Here is a 15,377-nt window from a genome sequence, read left to right on the forward strand (position 1 = left end):
CCATAGTTTACACGCTCAATATTTTCAGGTGTCCTTGTTTGACTACTAACCCTCACAAATCGAGGTGAATGTGATTTTGCAGGGTCTAACGTGCAGATTGCAAAGGGGATCTTCTCCCTTGTACAGATCCGAGAATCGGAAGTACGAAAAATGACAATTAAATATTCAAAATCTCTTGCATTGGCAACCGCCATTGCATTGACATCTTTAATGATGTCCCCAGCCTTGGCTGAAGATCCTGTGGTTCCAGTAGCCACCACATCCGTTGTAGAGACAGGAACCATCCATGTGCTCAGCAGGGTGATTAATGACAATCTAGGAACTAAGTTTCCAACTGACTTTATGTTCAATCTGAAGCATTGGGGTGCCGATGTGGTTGGTAGTCCATTTATTGGCGCAGGAAACATAGGTACAACCTTTGTGGTTGAAGCCGGTTCATATGTCGTAAGCACACCTATCGTCGATGGCTATTACGGCTCTTGGTACAACGAGGGAATTGCCAATGGCTTTATTCAACTAGAAGCTGGGGATGTTGTAACGATTGTAAGAATTCATAATGACAACGGAATTTCCGATGTGGTCATTGAACAACCAGCTACAGAAGATGGTGGTTTGTTGCCTAATACAGCAACACCTTGGTTCAACTATTTGATTGTTGGATTATTGATAACTGCTGCTGGTGCACTTGGCTTCCGTAAATTCGCGCTGAGTAACAAGTAAAGATCCTCCGAGGGACAGGAAATGAGGAAATCTGGTAGATGGGTCACCGTTGTATTTTCAACTGTGATTGCCCTAGGGCTAAGCACAGTTGCACTTGCAGCGGTATCGATTTATCAGATGAATTCCAGCTCAGGCAGCGTATATCTGCCTGAGCTGGATTCCTCTTTTACGGATAATCCGACGACAGTACTGCCAAAGCCAAAGGTGGGCGATGTAATTGGCACACTGTCGATTCCAAAGATAAAGAAAACTATAAACATTATTGAAGGAACTGGAACCAAAGAATTAAAACTTGGCGTTGGTCATTACGTCGGAAGTGTTTTACCTGGAGTAAGTGATAACTCGGTTTTAGCTGGTCATAGAGATTCAGTCTTTAGAAACCTAGGCCAACTTAAAATTGGAGACCTTATGACTGTTCGCACCAGTTATGGAACATTTGTATATGAAGTCCATAAAATCCGAATCGTTAATGCAAATGATCGCACCGTCATTGTTCCAACACAGGATGCGATACTGACTTTAAGTACTTGCTATCCCTTTAGATTTATTGGTAACGCACCAAAGAGATACATAGTCCAAGCAGGGTTGGTTATTGGCGAACCTATTGCATAAGTAATCCCCCAAGGCGTGACTTCCTTGGGGGTTACTTGTTTCTCATTCCCTCGAATGGAGAACCCTTGTCTTTAGATGGATAAGGTTTTTTCTGCTAACTGTGCTTGTAATTCGATTTCTTGACTCTCAACATCACGACGAGATTGGGAGAAGCGGCCTCGTTCTTCTAATTCAAACTGAGTGTGATGGTCGACTGAGAATTGGTGATGAATCAGCAAGCTCATTAGGTTGTTATCCATGTCCGAAGAATGCGTGGTCAAGGTTTCTCGCATGCGGAAATCAGGTGAATGCCACGTTATCTGAAAGTGAACTATTTCCCTTGCGCTGCCAGGGATGGCCTACTTCAAGGCTTAATTGCTAGAAAAGAAGCGAACCGGTCCAGCGTGCTCAAGGCTTACTTCTTCACCGACTGCATAATCAAATGGCCCAGGGATACGAACCTTCAGGATCTGGCCCGCACAATCGAGAGTAACCATCGCGTCATGGCCGTAGTAATCAATCTTGGAAATGCGTCCAATAGATTGCGTGCCAGTTAGGTTGCGATCAAGTTTGATTTCTTCGGGGCGAATAACAATGTGGCCTGCTTCAACCACAGTACTATTTGTTGCTCGGCTAAACAAATAAGAAGTTGAACCATCAGCCAGTTTTGATGCATCCAGAACTAGCGCATCGCCGGTGCTAATTGCCATGGCAGGTGAAATCGGCGTCGAATAAACAGATTCTGGCGATCCCTGCTGAATGATTTGGCCATCGCGCATCAATGCAACAACATCGGCTGAAACCAAAGCTTCTTCACGATCGTGGGTAACCAAGATTGCAGTTGCGTTGCTCTTGCGCAGTAGATCAATCACATCTGCGCGCAAGTCACCGCGAAGCGCGGCATCTAGTGCTGAAAAGGGTTCATCTAATAAAACTATTGCTGGCTTAATGGCTAGGGCTCTGGCCAGTGCTACACGAGTTTGCTGCCCGCCAGATAGTTGATTAGGCATGCGGTTTTCAAAACCTTGCAAACCAATCAGGTTAAGCATTTCCTTTGTTGTCTGGCGAATCTGGTCTTTCGTAAAGACAGCGCGATCTAAACCAAAAGCAATATTGTCGGCAACAGATAGGTGTGGAAATAACGCACCTTCTTGTGGGACATAACCGATCTTGCGCTTATGCGATGGCATAACAAGAGAAGACAAAGAAACCAGCTGCTTACCAAAACGAATAGTTCCATCAGATGGTGCAATCAAACCGGCGATACTGCGCAGCAGCGTTGTCTTGCCACAACCAGATGGACCAAGCAGGGCAGCAATCTGACCTTCAGCTAATGAAAATGACAGATCGTTCAGAATTAACTTTTGGCCAAGGGAAACTTTTAGGTGGGAAATCTCAAGTGAACTCACTTTTCGCCCCCTAGGTTTTCTTGAATAAAGCTTCGATCTTCTTTATCTGGACGGCTCAATAAAAAGGTTGGTAGCGCCGCAATTAGTACCAAGATTAATGCATAGGGTGCGGCCTCGTTAAATCGATTGATAGATGCTGCAGACCAGATCTGTGTGGCCAAGGTGTCAAAGCCTGTTGGGCGCAGCATCAAAGTAGCCGGAAGTTCCTTCATTGCAGTTAGAAATACCAACACTGTGCCAAGACCAATGCCAGGTGCAGCAATAGGTGCCACAACTTTTTTGATAACCATCCATTGGTTCATGCCAAGAGTTGATGCAACATCTTTCACACTTGATGGAACACGCGACAGTGAAGAGCTCATGCTAGCTACTGATTTTGCAAGGAATAACAGGGCATAGGCAAAGGCCAATAAGAATGTTGTTTGATACAAAGCACCCAGCTTTGAACCAATTGAAACCACGGCTAAACCAACAACAACACCCGGCAATCCATGTCCCACAGTGATGATGCGTTGTGCGATGCGACCGATGCGGGTGGAACCACCAGATAAAACGATTCCTAGGGGAGCGGACATCACAAGTGCGATTAGCGCACCAAGTGCTGCCACAGAGATAGTTGAAATCGATGCTGCCAATAAATCGCCCCAGTTAATGGCAACTTGGTTACCAAGAAATCTAGAGATCAAAACGTAGAAGGGGATAAGCACTGCGTTGACTGCATAGATAGCAACGGTTGCGATAACTGCAAAACGCAGCCAGACATTGTTAATCAGTGAATTCTTAGTTGAATACACCTTTACAACACTGGAATCCGGAGTCTGGCGCTTAACCTTTTCATCTGCCAAAACAACGATGGTTGAAAAGGCAATAAGAACAAAAGAGATAACAGCCGCGGCGCTGCGATCATAAGAAGCGCGATACATGTTTTGAATCGTGACAGTAAGCGTTTCCACGTTTAACAGGGAAACCGCACCAAAGTCACTGATTGTGTACAGAGCGGCCAGCAATGCACCGGCACTGATGTGACCTTTAACTTGTGGAAAGACAACCCGTCTAAAGGTTTCAAATGGAGTTAATCCCAATGAACGCGCAACTTCGATCTGTGAAGTATCAACGGTTCGCAGCCCTGCCAAGGTTGCCAAAATTACATAAGGCAAAGTCGTAATCGACAAGATAAAACCTGCGGCAAAGAAGCCGGAAAATTCGGGAACCAAAGCGATCCAGGTATAGGTAAATACGTATGACGGAATAGCCAATGGCAATACCGCAGGGATGATCAATAAGCGACGAAATGGCAGACGCACAAAGTGCAGGCCGGTTGCCATGGCAACACCGAAAACAACGGTTGTTACAACAACACCTAAAACAAGTGCTGATGTTGTCGCAAGAACTTCTAGTGTTTTTGGGCGAAGCAACAATTGCGCAGTTTCACCCAATGGCTTTTGGCTAGCCCGAACCAGCAAATAACCAATAGGAATCAGGGCTAAAGCAGCAACAATCCCGACTGCGCCACTGAGCACACCACGCACAGCGCGCTGATTACGCGCACTTTGCGACAGTGCAACCTTGGTGCTTTCGGGGAAAGTTGTTGGCATTTTTACAGCAGTCCAACCTCAATAAGCAGGTCCTGTGTTGCCTTAATGTTTTTCAAAGTGTTTAAATCAACAGCTGGGGCTCCGATTTGATCCAGCGTTGGTACATCAGTTGGCGCAGCAGCACCTGCAAGCAATGAATATTCATGGGTATCTGAAACAAACTTTGCTTGGGTTGGGGCACTTGTTAAGAAGTTGATTAGATCTTCGGCAGCTGCGTACTTCTTGCTAGATGCCAGGACGCCAGCACCTGAAACGTTGATCAGGTTTCCTAGATCACCAGTTGCAAAGAAGCCGTTCTTTACATTAATTGCACGGCCCAGTCCTTCGCTAACTTCCCAGATGTAATAGTGGTTAACAAGACCAATTGAAATTTCGCCCTTATCGATTGCTTCAACAATGGCACTGTTTTTTGCATAGATCTTTACACCATTTGCCTGCAGACCCTTTAGCCAAGTCTTTGCAAACTCTGCGCCCTTGCTTTCAATTAACGCGGTTACGAAAGCTTGGAAAGATGCATTTGTTGGCGCAATACCAACTTGGTTCTTGTATTCAGGCTTTGTTAAATCAGCTACTGATTGTGGCAAAACCTTTACGCGATCTGGTGCGTAAGCAAAGACGCGAGCGCGACCTGTCACACCGACCCAGTTGCGATTTGCAGCAACGTATTGGGCCGGAATAGCTGATGCGATCGCATCATTTAATTGGGTAAATAAACCAGCCTGGGCAACTGCTCCCAGCGATCCAGCATCTTGTGCCAAAAATAGATCGGCAGGTGAATTGCTTCCTTCTTCCAGAATTTGTGCAGCAAGTTCTGCTGAATCTCCGTAACGGATGTTCAGTTTGATTCCAGATTGGGCTTCCCATTGGGCAAAAAATGGTGCGATGAACTCTTCAGAACGGCCTGAATAAACAGTTAGCTCGGTGACATCACTTGCTTGCTCATCAGATGATGAACACCCGGTAAGGATGGTCGCAAAAAGGGCTAGAACAACTGCTATCAGGGCGGATCTCTTGAACAAGGGCATCTTCTCTCGGTTGGTTTGGCTACCGAAAGACTCTAGGGCACCTGCCTTATTTACGCAACATTAGTGTTGCGTAATTCATCACATTAGCGAACGGAACGGATGACCGCGGTGACCTTTCCTAAGATCTCGCAGTTGTCGCCATCGATAGGTGCAAAGTCATCATTAGCTGGAAGCAGCCAAATATGCCCATTTTTACGTGAGAAAGTCTTCACTGTTGCTTCGCCATCGATCATCGCGGCAACGATTTCACCGTTATTGCAATCCTTTTGAGAGCGGATAACGACGTAATCGCCATCGCAAATAGCCGCATCAATCATTGATTCGCCAACGACTTTGAGCATGAACAGCTCACCGCTACCTACAAGGGATTCTGGAAGCGGGAAGGTCTCTTCAATTGACTGCTCGGCGGTAATAGGCCCACCGGCTGCGATGCGACCTACTAGCGGGATGTAGCGGGTGGCATCAACTGGGGTTGAATTTTCCGCGGTCTTTTCATCTGGCATCAAAACTTCCAGGGCGCGGCCACGGGTTGGGTCGCGGCGGATAAAGCCCTTCTTTTCTAGGGCTTCTAGCTGGTACTTGACCGAGGCAGGGGAAGTCAGGCCGGCGACCAGGCCGATCTCCCGCATTGAAGGGGGATAGCCGTTGGTTTCAAGGGCATCCTTGATTGCGCCAAGGATCTTGAGCTGGCGGGCAGTTAAGCCGTGGGCACCTGCTGGACCATCTGGAAGTTCAGTCACATTTTTTGCCATGTCCATATGGTGACACAGCTTTGGAAAAAATTCAAACACCTGTTCGAAAAAATGTTGCATTTGTCAGTGGTGGGGTGTTTAATTGTCTTATTCGAACAACTGTTCGAATACCTTCCCCAAGGTTGTTCAGCAGTAAAAGAAAGCGGGCGAGCACGATGAGCGCACTAACTATCAATTCATTTGGTTCAACAACAAGTGGAAAAAGCAGTGTAAATCAAGGCTTTTTAGCCAACACAGCGGCCAATCCGTCCGGTCGCTTGACGCGCCGTGGCCGTCTTGCGCGCACCATCGTTGTTCTCTCGCTGGCAGTTGTGATGGTTGCAGGCTTTGCCGCGACCTCAGGTGCTAACCAAGAAGGGCCAAAGGCATCAGCACCAGCAACCTATTCCGTAGTAGTTGTGGCACCAGGTGAAACCCTGTGGTCTGTAGCTGCAGCCTATGCATCGGGGGATGTGCAGGGGTTTATCAATGAGATCCGCGAGATCAACAACCTGAAGGGGTATGACCTACAGGCTGGCCAGAAGATTCGGGTCCCACTAGGCAAGTAATTCAAGCCTGGCTAACCCGCGACACGCCGCTCAGGTGGCTTTCATCTACTCAACAGGCAAAGCCTCAAGAAATGCTTTATAGTTAACACAAGATGTAGGGGTCAAAGCAAGAATTGCTTCCATTAGTAGTGGTTTTAGGGTATATTTCTAAATCCGCTCTAAAAAGCCCTTTACACCCGAAGTTACAAATATCGAGCATTGATTGGAGGACACGCCGAGATGAATTGCCCATTCTGTAGAAACGAAGATTCCCGAGTTGTGGACTCCCGTCCAGTTGAAGATGGCACAGCAATCCGCCGTCGTCGCGAGTGCCCCCAGTGTGGCCAGCGATTCTCAACCCAGGAGCTCTCACTTCTGAACATTATTAAGCGCAGCGGGGCCACCGAGCCTTTCAGCCGCGAGAAGGTCTTGGTCGGTGTTCGTAAAGCCTGCCAGGGACGTCCCGTTAACGAGGACGATTTAGTTTTGCTTGCTCAGCGCGTAGAAGAAACCCTTCGCCGCACAGGACAAGCAGAAATCGAAGCTCAAGAAGTTGGAATGGCAATTCTTGCGCCACTCCGAGAGCTCGATGAGGTTGCCTACTTACGTTATGCCTCTGTGTACCGTAACTTTGCCTCCCTTGAAGATTTCGAAGGTGAGATCGCTCTTCTCCGCGCTCTACCTTCAGGCAATTCCCCAATTGCTTCAGATTCAAATAGCAATAAAAACAGAGCAGAACAAAGCAGTAACGCATCTCAAAAAATTAATTCATAACTAGAAGACGGGGAAACACAATATGTCAGAGACGGTCATCAACCGACCAGCGAAAATCAAGGCCCACAACACTCTTAAGGGTAAGGGCTTGACGATCGAACGCATCTACACAACCGAAGGAGTGCACCCATACGATCAAGTTAAGTGGGAGCGCCGTGATGTGGTGCAGCAAAACTGGAGAACGGGCGAGACTGTTTTCGAACAACGCGGTGTTGAGTACCCAGATTCATGGTCAGTAAATGCTTCAACAATCGTTACAACAAAGTACTTCCGTGGCGCACTAGGTGCAGAAAACCGCGAGTGGTCTTTGAAGCAGGTAATTGATCGCGTTGTGTTGACATACACAAAGGCCGGCAAAGAACACGGCTACTTTGCAACAGATAAGGACGCACTTGTTTTCGAGCACGAGCTAACACACATGCTCATGCACCAAATTTTCTCATTCAACTCACCAGTGTGGTTCAACGTTGGAACCGCGCAACCACAGCAAGTTTCAGCATGTTTCATCTTGTCAGTTGATGACACTATGGACAGCATCCTCAACTGGTACCGCGAAGAAGGAATGATCTTCAAGGGTGGATCAGGAGCAGGACTTAACTTGTCTCGCATCCGTTCATCAAAGGAGCTCCTAAAGTCCGGCGGAACAGCATCTGGCCCAGTCTCATTCATGCGTGGAGCCGACGCTTCAGCAGGAACAATCAAATCAGGAGGCGCAACCCGTCGCGCTGCAAAGATGGTTGTTCTAGATGTAGATCACCCAGATATCGAAGAATTTATTGAGACAAAGGTCAAGGAAGAAGACAAGATTCGCGCACTTCGCGATGCTGGCTTTGACATGGACCTTGGTGGAAAAGACATCATCTCTGTTCAGTACCAGAATGCAAACAACTCAGTCCGTTTGTCAGACAAGTTCATGCAGGCAGTAGAAAAGGGCGAGCAGTTTGGTTTAACAGCTCGTTCAACTGGCGAAGTTATTGAAACAGTTGATGCACGTGCATTGTTTACAAAGATTGCGCAAGCTGCATGGGCATGTGCTGATCCTGGTGTTCAGTTCGATGACACCATCAATGATTGGCACACAACTCCAGAGACAGGTCGCATCAATGCGTCAAACCCTTGCTCTGAGTACATGTCACTAGACAATTCCTCTTGTAACTTGGCATCACTTAACTTGATGAAGTTCCTCAAGGCTGATGGTTCATTTGATGCAAAGACATTTGGTCGTGCTGCAGAAATGATCATCACAGCGATGGACATTTCAATCTGTTTCGCAGATTTCCCAACTGAAGCAATCGGTGACACAACAAAGGCTTACCGTCAGCTCGGTATCGGATATGCAAACCTTGGCGCACTATTGATGGCATCAGGTCTTGCATACGATTCAGAAGGTGGACGCGCGCTCGCTGGTGCGATCACATCATTGATGTCAGGTATTACATACAAGCGTTCAGCAGAACTAGCTGGAATCGTTGGACCATATGCAGGCTTTGCACAAAACGCTAAGCCACACGCACGTGTTATGCGCAAGCACGCATCTGCTTCATCTGCGGCAAAGTCTGAAACAACACTAGACCGCGATGTATGGACAGAAGCGAACAAGGCGTGGGATGCATGTCTATCAACAGGAGATAAGAACGGCTGGCGCAACGCCCAGATCTCAGTTCTTGCTCCAACCGGAACAATTGGTTTGATGATGGATTGCGATACAACAGGTATCGAGCCAGACTTCTCATTAGTTAAGTTCAAGAAGCTAGTCGGTGGCGGATCTATGCAGATCGTTAACCAGACAGTTCCACTAGCTCTAGAAAAGCTTGGCTACGCACAAGAGACAGTTGAAGCGATCGTTGAATTCATCGCAGCAAACGGTCACGTAATTGATGCTCCAGGACTAAAGCCAGAGCACTACGAAGTATTTGACTGCGCACTAGGTGCACGTTCAATTGCTCCAATGGGCCACGTGCGCATGATGGCTGCATGCCAGCCATTCCTTTCAGGTGCGATCTCAAAGACAGTAAACCTTCCAGAGGATGCAACTGTTGAAGAGGTTGAAGAAGTACACATCGAAGCATGGAGAATGGGAATTAAGGCGCTCGCGGTTTACCGTGACAACTGCAAGGTTGGTCAGCCTTTGTCTGATGGAAAGGCGAAGAAGAAGGAAGTTGTTGCTGAAGTAGAAACAGCAACACCAGTTCGTAACCGTCTTCCAAAGTCACGCCCAGCAACAACAACATCATTCTCAGTTGGTGGCGCAGAGGGTTACATGACCGCTGGTGCATACGCTGATGGCGCACTTGGTGAAGTGTTCTTGAAGCTTGGCAAGCAGGGTTCAACTCTTGCAGGCGTAATGGACGCGTTCTCAATCGCAGTATCTATCGGACTTCAGTACGGAGTTCCACTAGAGACATTCGTAGAGAAGTTCACAAACTTGCGCTTCGAGCCAGCAGGTATGACAGATGATCAAGATATTCGCATGGCACAGTCCATGATGGATTACATCTTCCGTCGTCTAGCACTTGACTACCTACCATTTGAACAACGTTCAGCAATGGGTCTATACACAGCAGCAGAGCGTGCAGCTGCGCTAGACAATGGTGGCGAGTACGTAGAGATTGCAAAGGAAACCGATACCCCAAAAGCACCAGCGGCACCGGTTGCTGCGGCGGCTCCTGTAACTGCTCCAAGTAAGCCAGTGGCTGTAAAGACAGCTGATGTAAAGATTGAAGCTGCACCACTTGCGGCAACAATCGGTTCATCATCTGATCTACTTGAATCAATGGGAATCAAATCTGATGCACCACTATGTATGACATGTGGAGTAAAGATGAGAATGTCAGGAGCATGCTTTGTATGCGAAGGGTGTGGAAACACATCTGGTTGCAGCTAAGCAATAACTATTTTTAACCAACCCCGTTAAAAGCCCCGTCAATCACTGCGATTGGCGGGGTTTTTACTTGTCTGAGTGCTGGCACACGCTCAGGAAATTTCGCCCAGCAATATCACACCTACCTTTCATTGATTGCTCATACCCCGGGGGGTATGGTGTTTTTATAAGGAAGAAACAGTTAAATCAACTGATTCAACACCTTAAGAAATGCAGGTCAGATCATGAGAGCAAAGAAATTCACAGCAGCAATTGTCCTGGCAGCAATTGCAGCCGTTGGCTTTGCCCCATTAGCAAATGCGGCAACTCGTCCAACTGCAGCCCAAAAGCTTCAGCTTCAATACATTGTTGAAGAGGAAAAGCTTGCACGAGATGTTTATCTGTACTTGGCGGCCAATGTGACCACATCTAAGTTTGCAAATATTGCAAAATCCGAGCAGACACACATGGATCAAATTGCAGCGGTACTGAAGACATATGGCTACTGGAATCCAACACTTGTACGCAAGCCTGGAGTCTTTTACAACAAGTCATTGCAAGCCCTGTACAACACTTTGATTGCGCAAGGTTCAACTGATGTAGCAGCTACCATGCAGGTCGGACGCGACATTGAAAACCTTGACATCAAAGATATTCAGGAAATGTTGGAGGCACCAACAATGCCTGCCGATATGAAGCTAGCGCTGGATAACCTGTTGAAGGGTTCTATCAACCACTTGGCAGCATTTAGCCGCTAAGTAAGCATTGAATTTCCCCGCCTTCTCAAGGGGTAGGCGGGGTTTTTCATGTCACCAGCTGGGGTGAAACAGCAGTAGAATTGGGACGTTGTTTTCGGGGTCGATGTAATTTCGAACCGGCGGTTAAAGTCCGCGACCCGATACCCGCCAGGTATCGGTTGACTCAGTGAAACTCTGAGACCGACGGTTAAAGTCCGGATGAGAGAAAACAAACAAAGGTGGGCTTGCGCCTACCTTCTTTGTGCATTCTTTCATGCACCCACCCCGATAACTCATTTCTAGAGTCGGGGGATTAAAAATGGATTACACAGTTGCAATGCAACGTGCCATTGCCCTGTCCGAAAAAGGTTTAGGAAAGACTGCGCCTAATCCAATCGTTGGCGCAGTGATTATTGATTCAAACGGGGCCGTGCTGGGCGAAGGTTTTCATGATCGAATGAATTCGGTCGATCACGCCGAAGTTGTTGCAATTAAAGCAGCTGGAGAAAAAACACAGGGCAGCACAATTGTTGTAACCCTTGAACCCTGCAATCACACCGGCAGCACTGGACCTTGTGTTCAGGCAATCATTGATGCAGGCATCACAACAGTTGTTTTTGCAGTTACCGATCCCAATGAAAAAGCAGCCGGTGGCGCAGCAGCACTTCGTGCAGCAGGTATCACTGTGATTGATGGCGTCTTGAAAGCTGAAGCCGCGTTTTCAAATCGTGCCTGGCTCATAAAGATTCGCAAGAACCGACCGTTCTTTACCTGGAAAGTTGCCGCAACCCTTGATGGCAAAGTAGCTGCTGCCGATGGAACATCAAAGTGGATCACCAATGAAGCATCAAGGGCAGATGTGCAGGTATTGCGTCGCCAAGCAGATGCGATCTTGGTAGGAACAAATACCGTGATTGTCGATAACCCGTATTTGATTCCGCGTGGTGATTTTGCAGGCTATGCCCACAATCCAATCCGCGTTGTTTGCGGGGAACAAGAGTTACCAAAGGATGCTCAGATCTTTGATGATGCCGCCCAAACAGTTGTTGTTAAATCAAAAGACCTTGATGTTTTGGTTGAAAAACTCAATGAATTGGGCATTAATCACGTCTTTGTTGAAGCGGGGCCAACGCTAGGCAGTGCCATGTTAGATGGCTGTTTATTAGATGAATTAATCATGTATCAAGCACCATCGCTGCTGGGCACAGGTAAGCACTTCTTTGCCTTTGATTACCCAACAACGATTACTGATCAGATGCGTATGGATCACCTTGGCACGCAGGTGCTAGATGGCGATGTTAAGTCGGTTTATCGCATTAGGAACGGTGAGTGATGTTTACTGGACTAATTGCAGAACTAGGACGCATCACCGCAATCCAAAAGAGTGAAAGCTCTGCGGTCTTTACCGTTGCTGCACCTGGGCTCATTACCCAGATTGCCGTGGGAGATTCAGTTGCAGTAAATGGAGTTTGTTTAACTGCGACATCAATTGCTGGTGAGACATTTACGGCAGATGTAATGGTGCAAACTTTGACGGTTACTTCGCTGGCTCAACTTGCTGTTGGCAGTCCAGTGAACTTGGAATTAGCAGCATTGCTCAATACCCGCATGGGTGGGCACATGGTTCAGGGTCACGTCGATGGCGTTGCAACTGTTGTCGGATTAACTCCCGGAGAAAAGTGGGCACAGTTTGATATCACGGTGCCAGAAAAACTAGCCAAGTACATTGTTAATCAAGGGTCGATCTGTCTAGATGGTGTTTCACTGACTGTTGGCCAAATCAATGATGCCAACAATGTGGTGACGGTCTGGCTTATCCCTGAAACTTTAGAGCGCACAAACTTATCGACAAAAAGTGCAGGGGATTTAATCAATGTCGAAGTTGATGTGCTGGCTAAGTATGTAGAGCGTCTGCTGGCCAAGGGAGATAAATAATGAGTAATCTCCAAAAGGCTTTAGATGCTTACAAAAATGGTGATTTGATCATCGTGACCGATGACGCGGACCGCGAAAATGAAGGCGATCTGATGCTGTTGGCAGAACGTGCCACCCCGGAAAAGGTTGCTTTCATGGTGCGCCACACAACCGGAATCCTGTGCGTTGCAATGACGCAAGAACGTGCCCGCACACTGCGCCTGCCATTAATGGTGGAAGAAAACCAAGATTCCAAGAAGACCGCATTTACAGTCAGCGTGGATTACAAGGTCGGCCTTACTACTGGCGTCAGCGCCACAGAGCGCGCAAACACTGTGCGTGCATTAGCTGATACTGCAGTTACACATTCAGATTTTATTCGCCCCGGCCACATATTTCCTTTGATTGCAGATATTGGTGGCCTAGAAGCACGTGCTGGCCATACCGAAGCAGGTGTTGCACTTTCATATCTAGTCGGTGCCCAACCAGTGTGTTTGTTATCTGAAATCGTTAATGATGATGGCTCAATGGCTCGCGGTGAATCACTTGCCGCATTTGCAATCCAGCACTCAATTCCGATGATCGCTGTCGAAGAATTAAAGGGTCTTGTCCCTGTTGTACAGGAAGTTAAATCAGAATTTATCTTTGAATGGGCACAGCTGCCTTTGCGCAGCGGTATGTGGTCTATTGCTACTTACCCTGGACTGCGACAGCGCGAACACGCAGTTATCTCTTTTGGTCAAGCCGGCATAGTGCCAATGGTGCGTATTCATAGCGAGTGTTTTACCGGCGATGTGGTGCATTCACAGCGCTGTGATTGCGGCGAACAATTAGAGAAATCAATCTCAATGATTCAGGCACACGGTCACGGATACATTGTTTATCTGCGCGATCACGAAGGCCGTGGCATTGGCTTAACTGAAAAGATTAAGGCTTACCAATTACAAGATGCCGGCATGGACACGATCGATGCCAACCTGCATCTTGGACATGAAATCGATGCTCGCGATTGGTCTGATGCGATTGCAATTGTTCGAGCACTTGGCATTAAAGAGTTAACGTTGCTGACTAACAACCCCAACAAGGTCCAGGCGCTTCACACTGCAGGTATCGAAGTAACGCAAGCTAACTTAACGGTTGTCCCCAATACTTTTAACGAGAAATATCTAGCTACCAAGGAAGAAAAACTTGGTCACTCACGAGGAGGCAAGTAAATGGCCGGACATGCACCAGAAATTGGCATTAAGCCACTTCCAAACGCCAAGGTAGCGATCATCTCTTCGTCATGGCACCTTGATATTTGTAATGACCTGATTGCAGGAGCACGTCGCGCACTTGATACCGCACAGGTAAAAAACATTGAAGTTCAATACGTACCCGGCTCATTTGAAATTCCACTTGCTGCTCAATACGCATTTGAAAAGGGCTTTGATGCAGTTGTTGCGGTTGGGTTAGTACTGAAGGGTGAAACCCCACACTTTGATTATGTTTGCCAAGGCGTTACTCAGGGCGTTATCGATGTATCGCTTAAGTACGGAAAGCCAATTGGGTATGGTGTTTTGATGTGTGACGATCTAGACCAAGCTATCGCTCGTTCTGGCGTTGCAGGTAGCAAAGAGGACAAGGGATATGACAGTGCGATCGCTGCCATCGAATTACTTCACTTACGCAACAAGAATTGAACGCTTAGATAGCCCCATAAAGTAACCATCGATTAAAGTTTCAACTGGTGCATCAGGTTTGTGCGCGGCACCTAGCGTGATAAACAGCGGCGTAAAATGCTCAACTGTTGGATGGGCATAGGGCATTCCAGGAGCTTTAGTTTTAAATCCTGAAAGAGTTTCAACATCACCTTTTAAAAGGGCTTCGGCAGCCCAGGCATCAAACTCGCTAGACCAGGTTGGCGCAATCGCATCGGTGCTCCAATCACGCAAATATGGCAAACCATGTGTCATGAAACCGCTACCGATAATCAAGACACCCATGTCGCGTAAAGGTTGTAAACGTTTTCCAAGTTCCATCAATTTTCCGGGATCACTTGTTGGCATCGACATTTGAAGCACTGGAATATCTGCAGCTGGATACATCACCTTTAGCGGAACCCACGCGCCATGATCTAAACCGCGGTTGCTCTGAACAACCTGTTCGGTATCTGGCATAAGTGAAGCAACAAGATTTAATAGCTCGGTTGCATCTGGTGTTGCATAGGTCATTTCGAAAAACTTTTTAGCAAAACCACTAAAGTCATAAACCAGGGGCGTCCCAGCGACAGGACTAGTTAGGGTCACCGGTGCTGACTCCCAATGTGCGCTGACAATCAAGATCGCTTTTGGTTTTTGAATCTGGCCAGCGATGCCTTTCAACTGTGATGTCCACAACTCATCATCGAGCAACATCGGCGCTCCATGACCTATGTATAACGCTGGTAATTGACTCATGCAGTTACCGTATCTCAAAGTAGTTGAATATTCAA

General features: G+C 47.3%; 16 protein-coding genes and 1 riboswitch. Of the genes, 10 read left to right on the forward strand and 6 right to left on the reverse strand.

Going from position 1 to position 15,377, the window contains the following annotated elements:
* Nucleotides 1-150 precede the first annotated feature (150 nt).
* Nucleotides 151-720, forward strand: a complete 570-nt coding sequence (locus AC9UC2_RS04580; protein WP_509525753.1) for a hypothetical protein — start codon at nucleotides 151-153, stop codon at nucleotides 718-720.
* Nucleotides 721-741: 21 nt separating this feature from the next.
* On the forward strand, nucleotides 742-1,332 hold the full coding sequence (gene srtD, locus AC9UC2_RS04585) for a class D sortase, LPxTATN-specific (RefSeq protein WP_509525756.1): 591 nt from the start codon (nucleotides 742-744) through the stop codon (nucleotides 1,330-1,332).
* Nucleotides 1,333-1,403: 71 nt separating this feature from the next.
* Here the strand turns inward: srtD and AC9UC2_RS04590 are convergent, their stop codons facing one another.
* From AC9UC2_RS04590 to lexA, 5 genes are all read right to left on the reverse strand, one after another.
* On the reverse strand, nucleotides 1,404-1,571 hold the full coding sequence (locus AC9UC2_RS04590; protein ID WP_509525759.1) for a hypothetical protein: 168 nt from the start codon (nucleotides 1,569-1,571) through the stop codon (nucleotides 1,404-1,406).
* 111 nt (nucleotides 1,572-1,682) lie between these two features.
* The gene (locus AC9UC2_RS04595; protein WP_509525762.1) at nucleotides 1,683-2,720 is read right to left on the reverse strand and encodes an ABC transporter ATP-binding protein; all 1,038 of its coding nucleotides are present in this window, start codon (nucleotides 2,718-2,720) and stop codon (nucleotides 1,683-1,685) included.
* A complete protein-coding gene (locus AC9UC2_RS04600) occupies nucleotides 2,717-4,315 on the reverse strand; it encodes an ABC transporter permease (protein ID WP_509525765.1) in 1,599 nt (532 codons plus the stop codon). Before AC9UC2_RS04600 ends, AC9UC2_RS04595 begins: the two co-directional genes overlap by 4 nt.
* 2 nt (nucleotides 4,316-4,317) lie before the next feature.
* Nucleotides 4,318-5,334, reverse strand: coding sequence for an iron ABC transporter substrate-binding protein (locus AC9UC2_RS04605; protein WP_509525768.1), 1,017 nt, complete (start codon nucleotides 5,332-5,334; stop codon nucleotides 4,318-4,320).
* 89 nt (nucleotides 5,335-5,423) lie between these two features.
* Nucleotides 5,424-6,092 (reverse strand): transcriptional repressor LexA, encoded by a 669-nt coding sequence (lexA, locus tag AC9UC2_RS04610; RefSeq protein ID WP_509525771.1) that lies wholly within the window; start codon nucleotides 6,090-6,092, stop codon nucleotides 5,424-5,426.
* A gap of 155 nt (nucleotides 6,093-6,247) precedes the next feature.
* On the opposite strand from lexA, the gene AC9UC2_RS04615 reads away from it, so the two are divergent.
* The 8 genes from AC9UC2_RS04615 (at nucleotide 6,248) to ribH (ending at nucleotide 14,586) form a co-directional block, all read left to right on the forward strand.
* Nucleotides 6,248-6,640 (forward strand): LysM peptidoglycan-binding domain-containing protein, encoded by a 393-nt coding sequence (locus AC9UC2_RS04615; RefSeq protein ID WP_509525774.1) that lies wholly within the window; start codon nucleotides 6,248-6,250, stop codon nucleotides 6,638-6,640.
* Between the two features lie 219 nt (nucleotides 6,641-6,859).
* A complete protein-coding gene (gene nrdR, locus AC9UC2_RS04620; protein WP_509525777.1) occupies nucleotides 6,860-7,393 on the forward strand; it encodes a transcriptional regulator NrdR in 534 nt (177 codons plus the stop codon).
* 22 nt (nucleotides 7,394-7,415) lie between these two features.
* Nucleotides 7,416-10,277: a vitamin B12-dependent ribonucleotide reductase gene (locus AC9UC2_RS04625; protein ID WP_509525780.1), complete on the forward strand. Its 2,862-nt coding sequence runs from the start codon at nucleotides 7,416-7,418 to the stop codon at nucleotides 10,275-10,277.
* A 221-nt stretch (nucleotides 10,278-10,498) separates the two neighbouring features.
* Nucleotides 10,499-11,011, forward strand: a complete 513-nt coding sequence (locus AC9UC2_RS04630) for a DUF2202 domain-containing protein (RefSeq protein WP_509525783.1) — start codon at nucleotides 10,499-10,501, stop codon at nucleotides 11,009-11,011.
* Nucleotides 11,012-11,097: 86 nt separating this feature from the next.
* A riboswitch (FMN riboswitch) is annotated at nucleotides 11,098-11,225 on the forward strand.
* An 84-nt stretch (nucleotides 11,226-11,309) separates the two neighbouring features.
* Nucleotides 11,310-12,323: a bifunctional diaminohydroxyphosphoribosylaminopyrimidine deaminase/5-amino-6-(5-phosphoribosylamino)uracil reductase RibD gene (gene ribD / locus AC9UC2_RS04635; RefSeq protein WP_509525786.1), complete on the forward strand. Its 1,014-nt coding sequence runs from the start codon at nucleotides 11,310-11,312 to the stop codon at nucleotides 12,321-12,323.
* A complete protein-coding gene (locus tag AC9UC2_RS04640) occupies nucleotides 12,323-12,925 on the forward strand; it encodes a riboflavin synthase (RefSeq protein WP_509525789.1) in 603 nt (200 codons plus the stop codon). The genes ribD and AC9UC2_RS04640 overlap by 1 nt, the downstream gene beginning before the upstream one ends.
* On the forward strand, nucleotides 12,925-14,118 hold the full coding sequence (ribB, locus tag AC9UC2_RS04645) for a 3,4-dihydroxy-2-butanone-4-phosphate synthase (RefSeq protein ID WP_509525792.1): 1,194 nt from the start codon (nucleotides 12,925-12,927) through the stop codon (nucleotides 14,116-14,118). Before AC9UC2_RS04640 ends, ribB begins: the two co-directional genes overlap by 1 nt.
* The gene (ribH, locus tag AC9UC2_RS04650) at nucleotides 14,119-14,586 is read left to right on the forward strand and encodes a 6,7-dimethyl-8-ribityllumazine synthase (RefSeq protein ID WP_509525795.1); all 468 of its coding nucleotides are present in this window, start codon (nucleotides 14,119-14,121) and stop codon (nucleotides 14,584-14,586) included.
* Here ribH and AC9UC2_RS04655 read toward each other — a convergent pair.
* A complete protein-coding gene (locus AC9UC2_RS04655; protein ID WP_509525798.1) occupies nucleotides 14,569-15,342 on the reverse strand; it encodes a dioxygenase family protein in 774 nt (257 codons plus the stop codon). The genes ribH and AC9UC2_RS04655 overlap by 18 nt on opposite strands.
* Nucleotides 15,343-15,377 lie beyond the last annotated feature (35 nt).

It is taken from the genome of Candidatus Planktophila sp. (assembly GCF_036734405.1).
Classification (GTDB): Bacteria; Actinomycetota; Actinomycetes; order Nanopelagicales; family Nanopelagicaceae; genus Planktophila.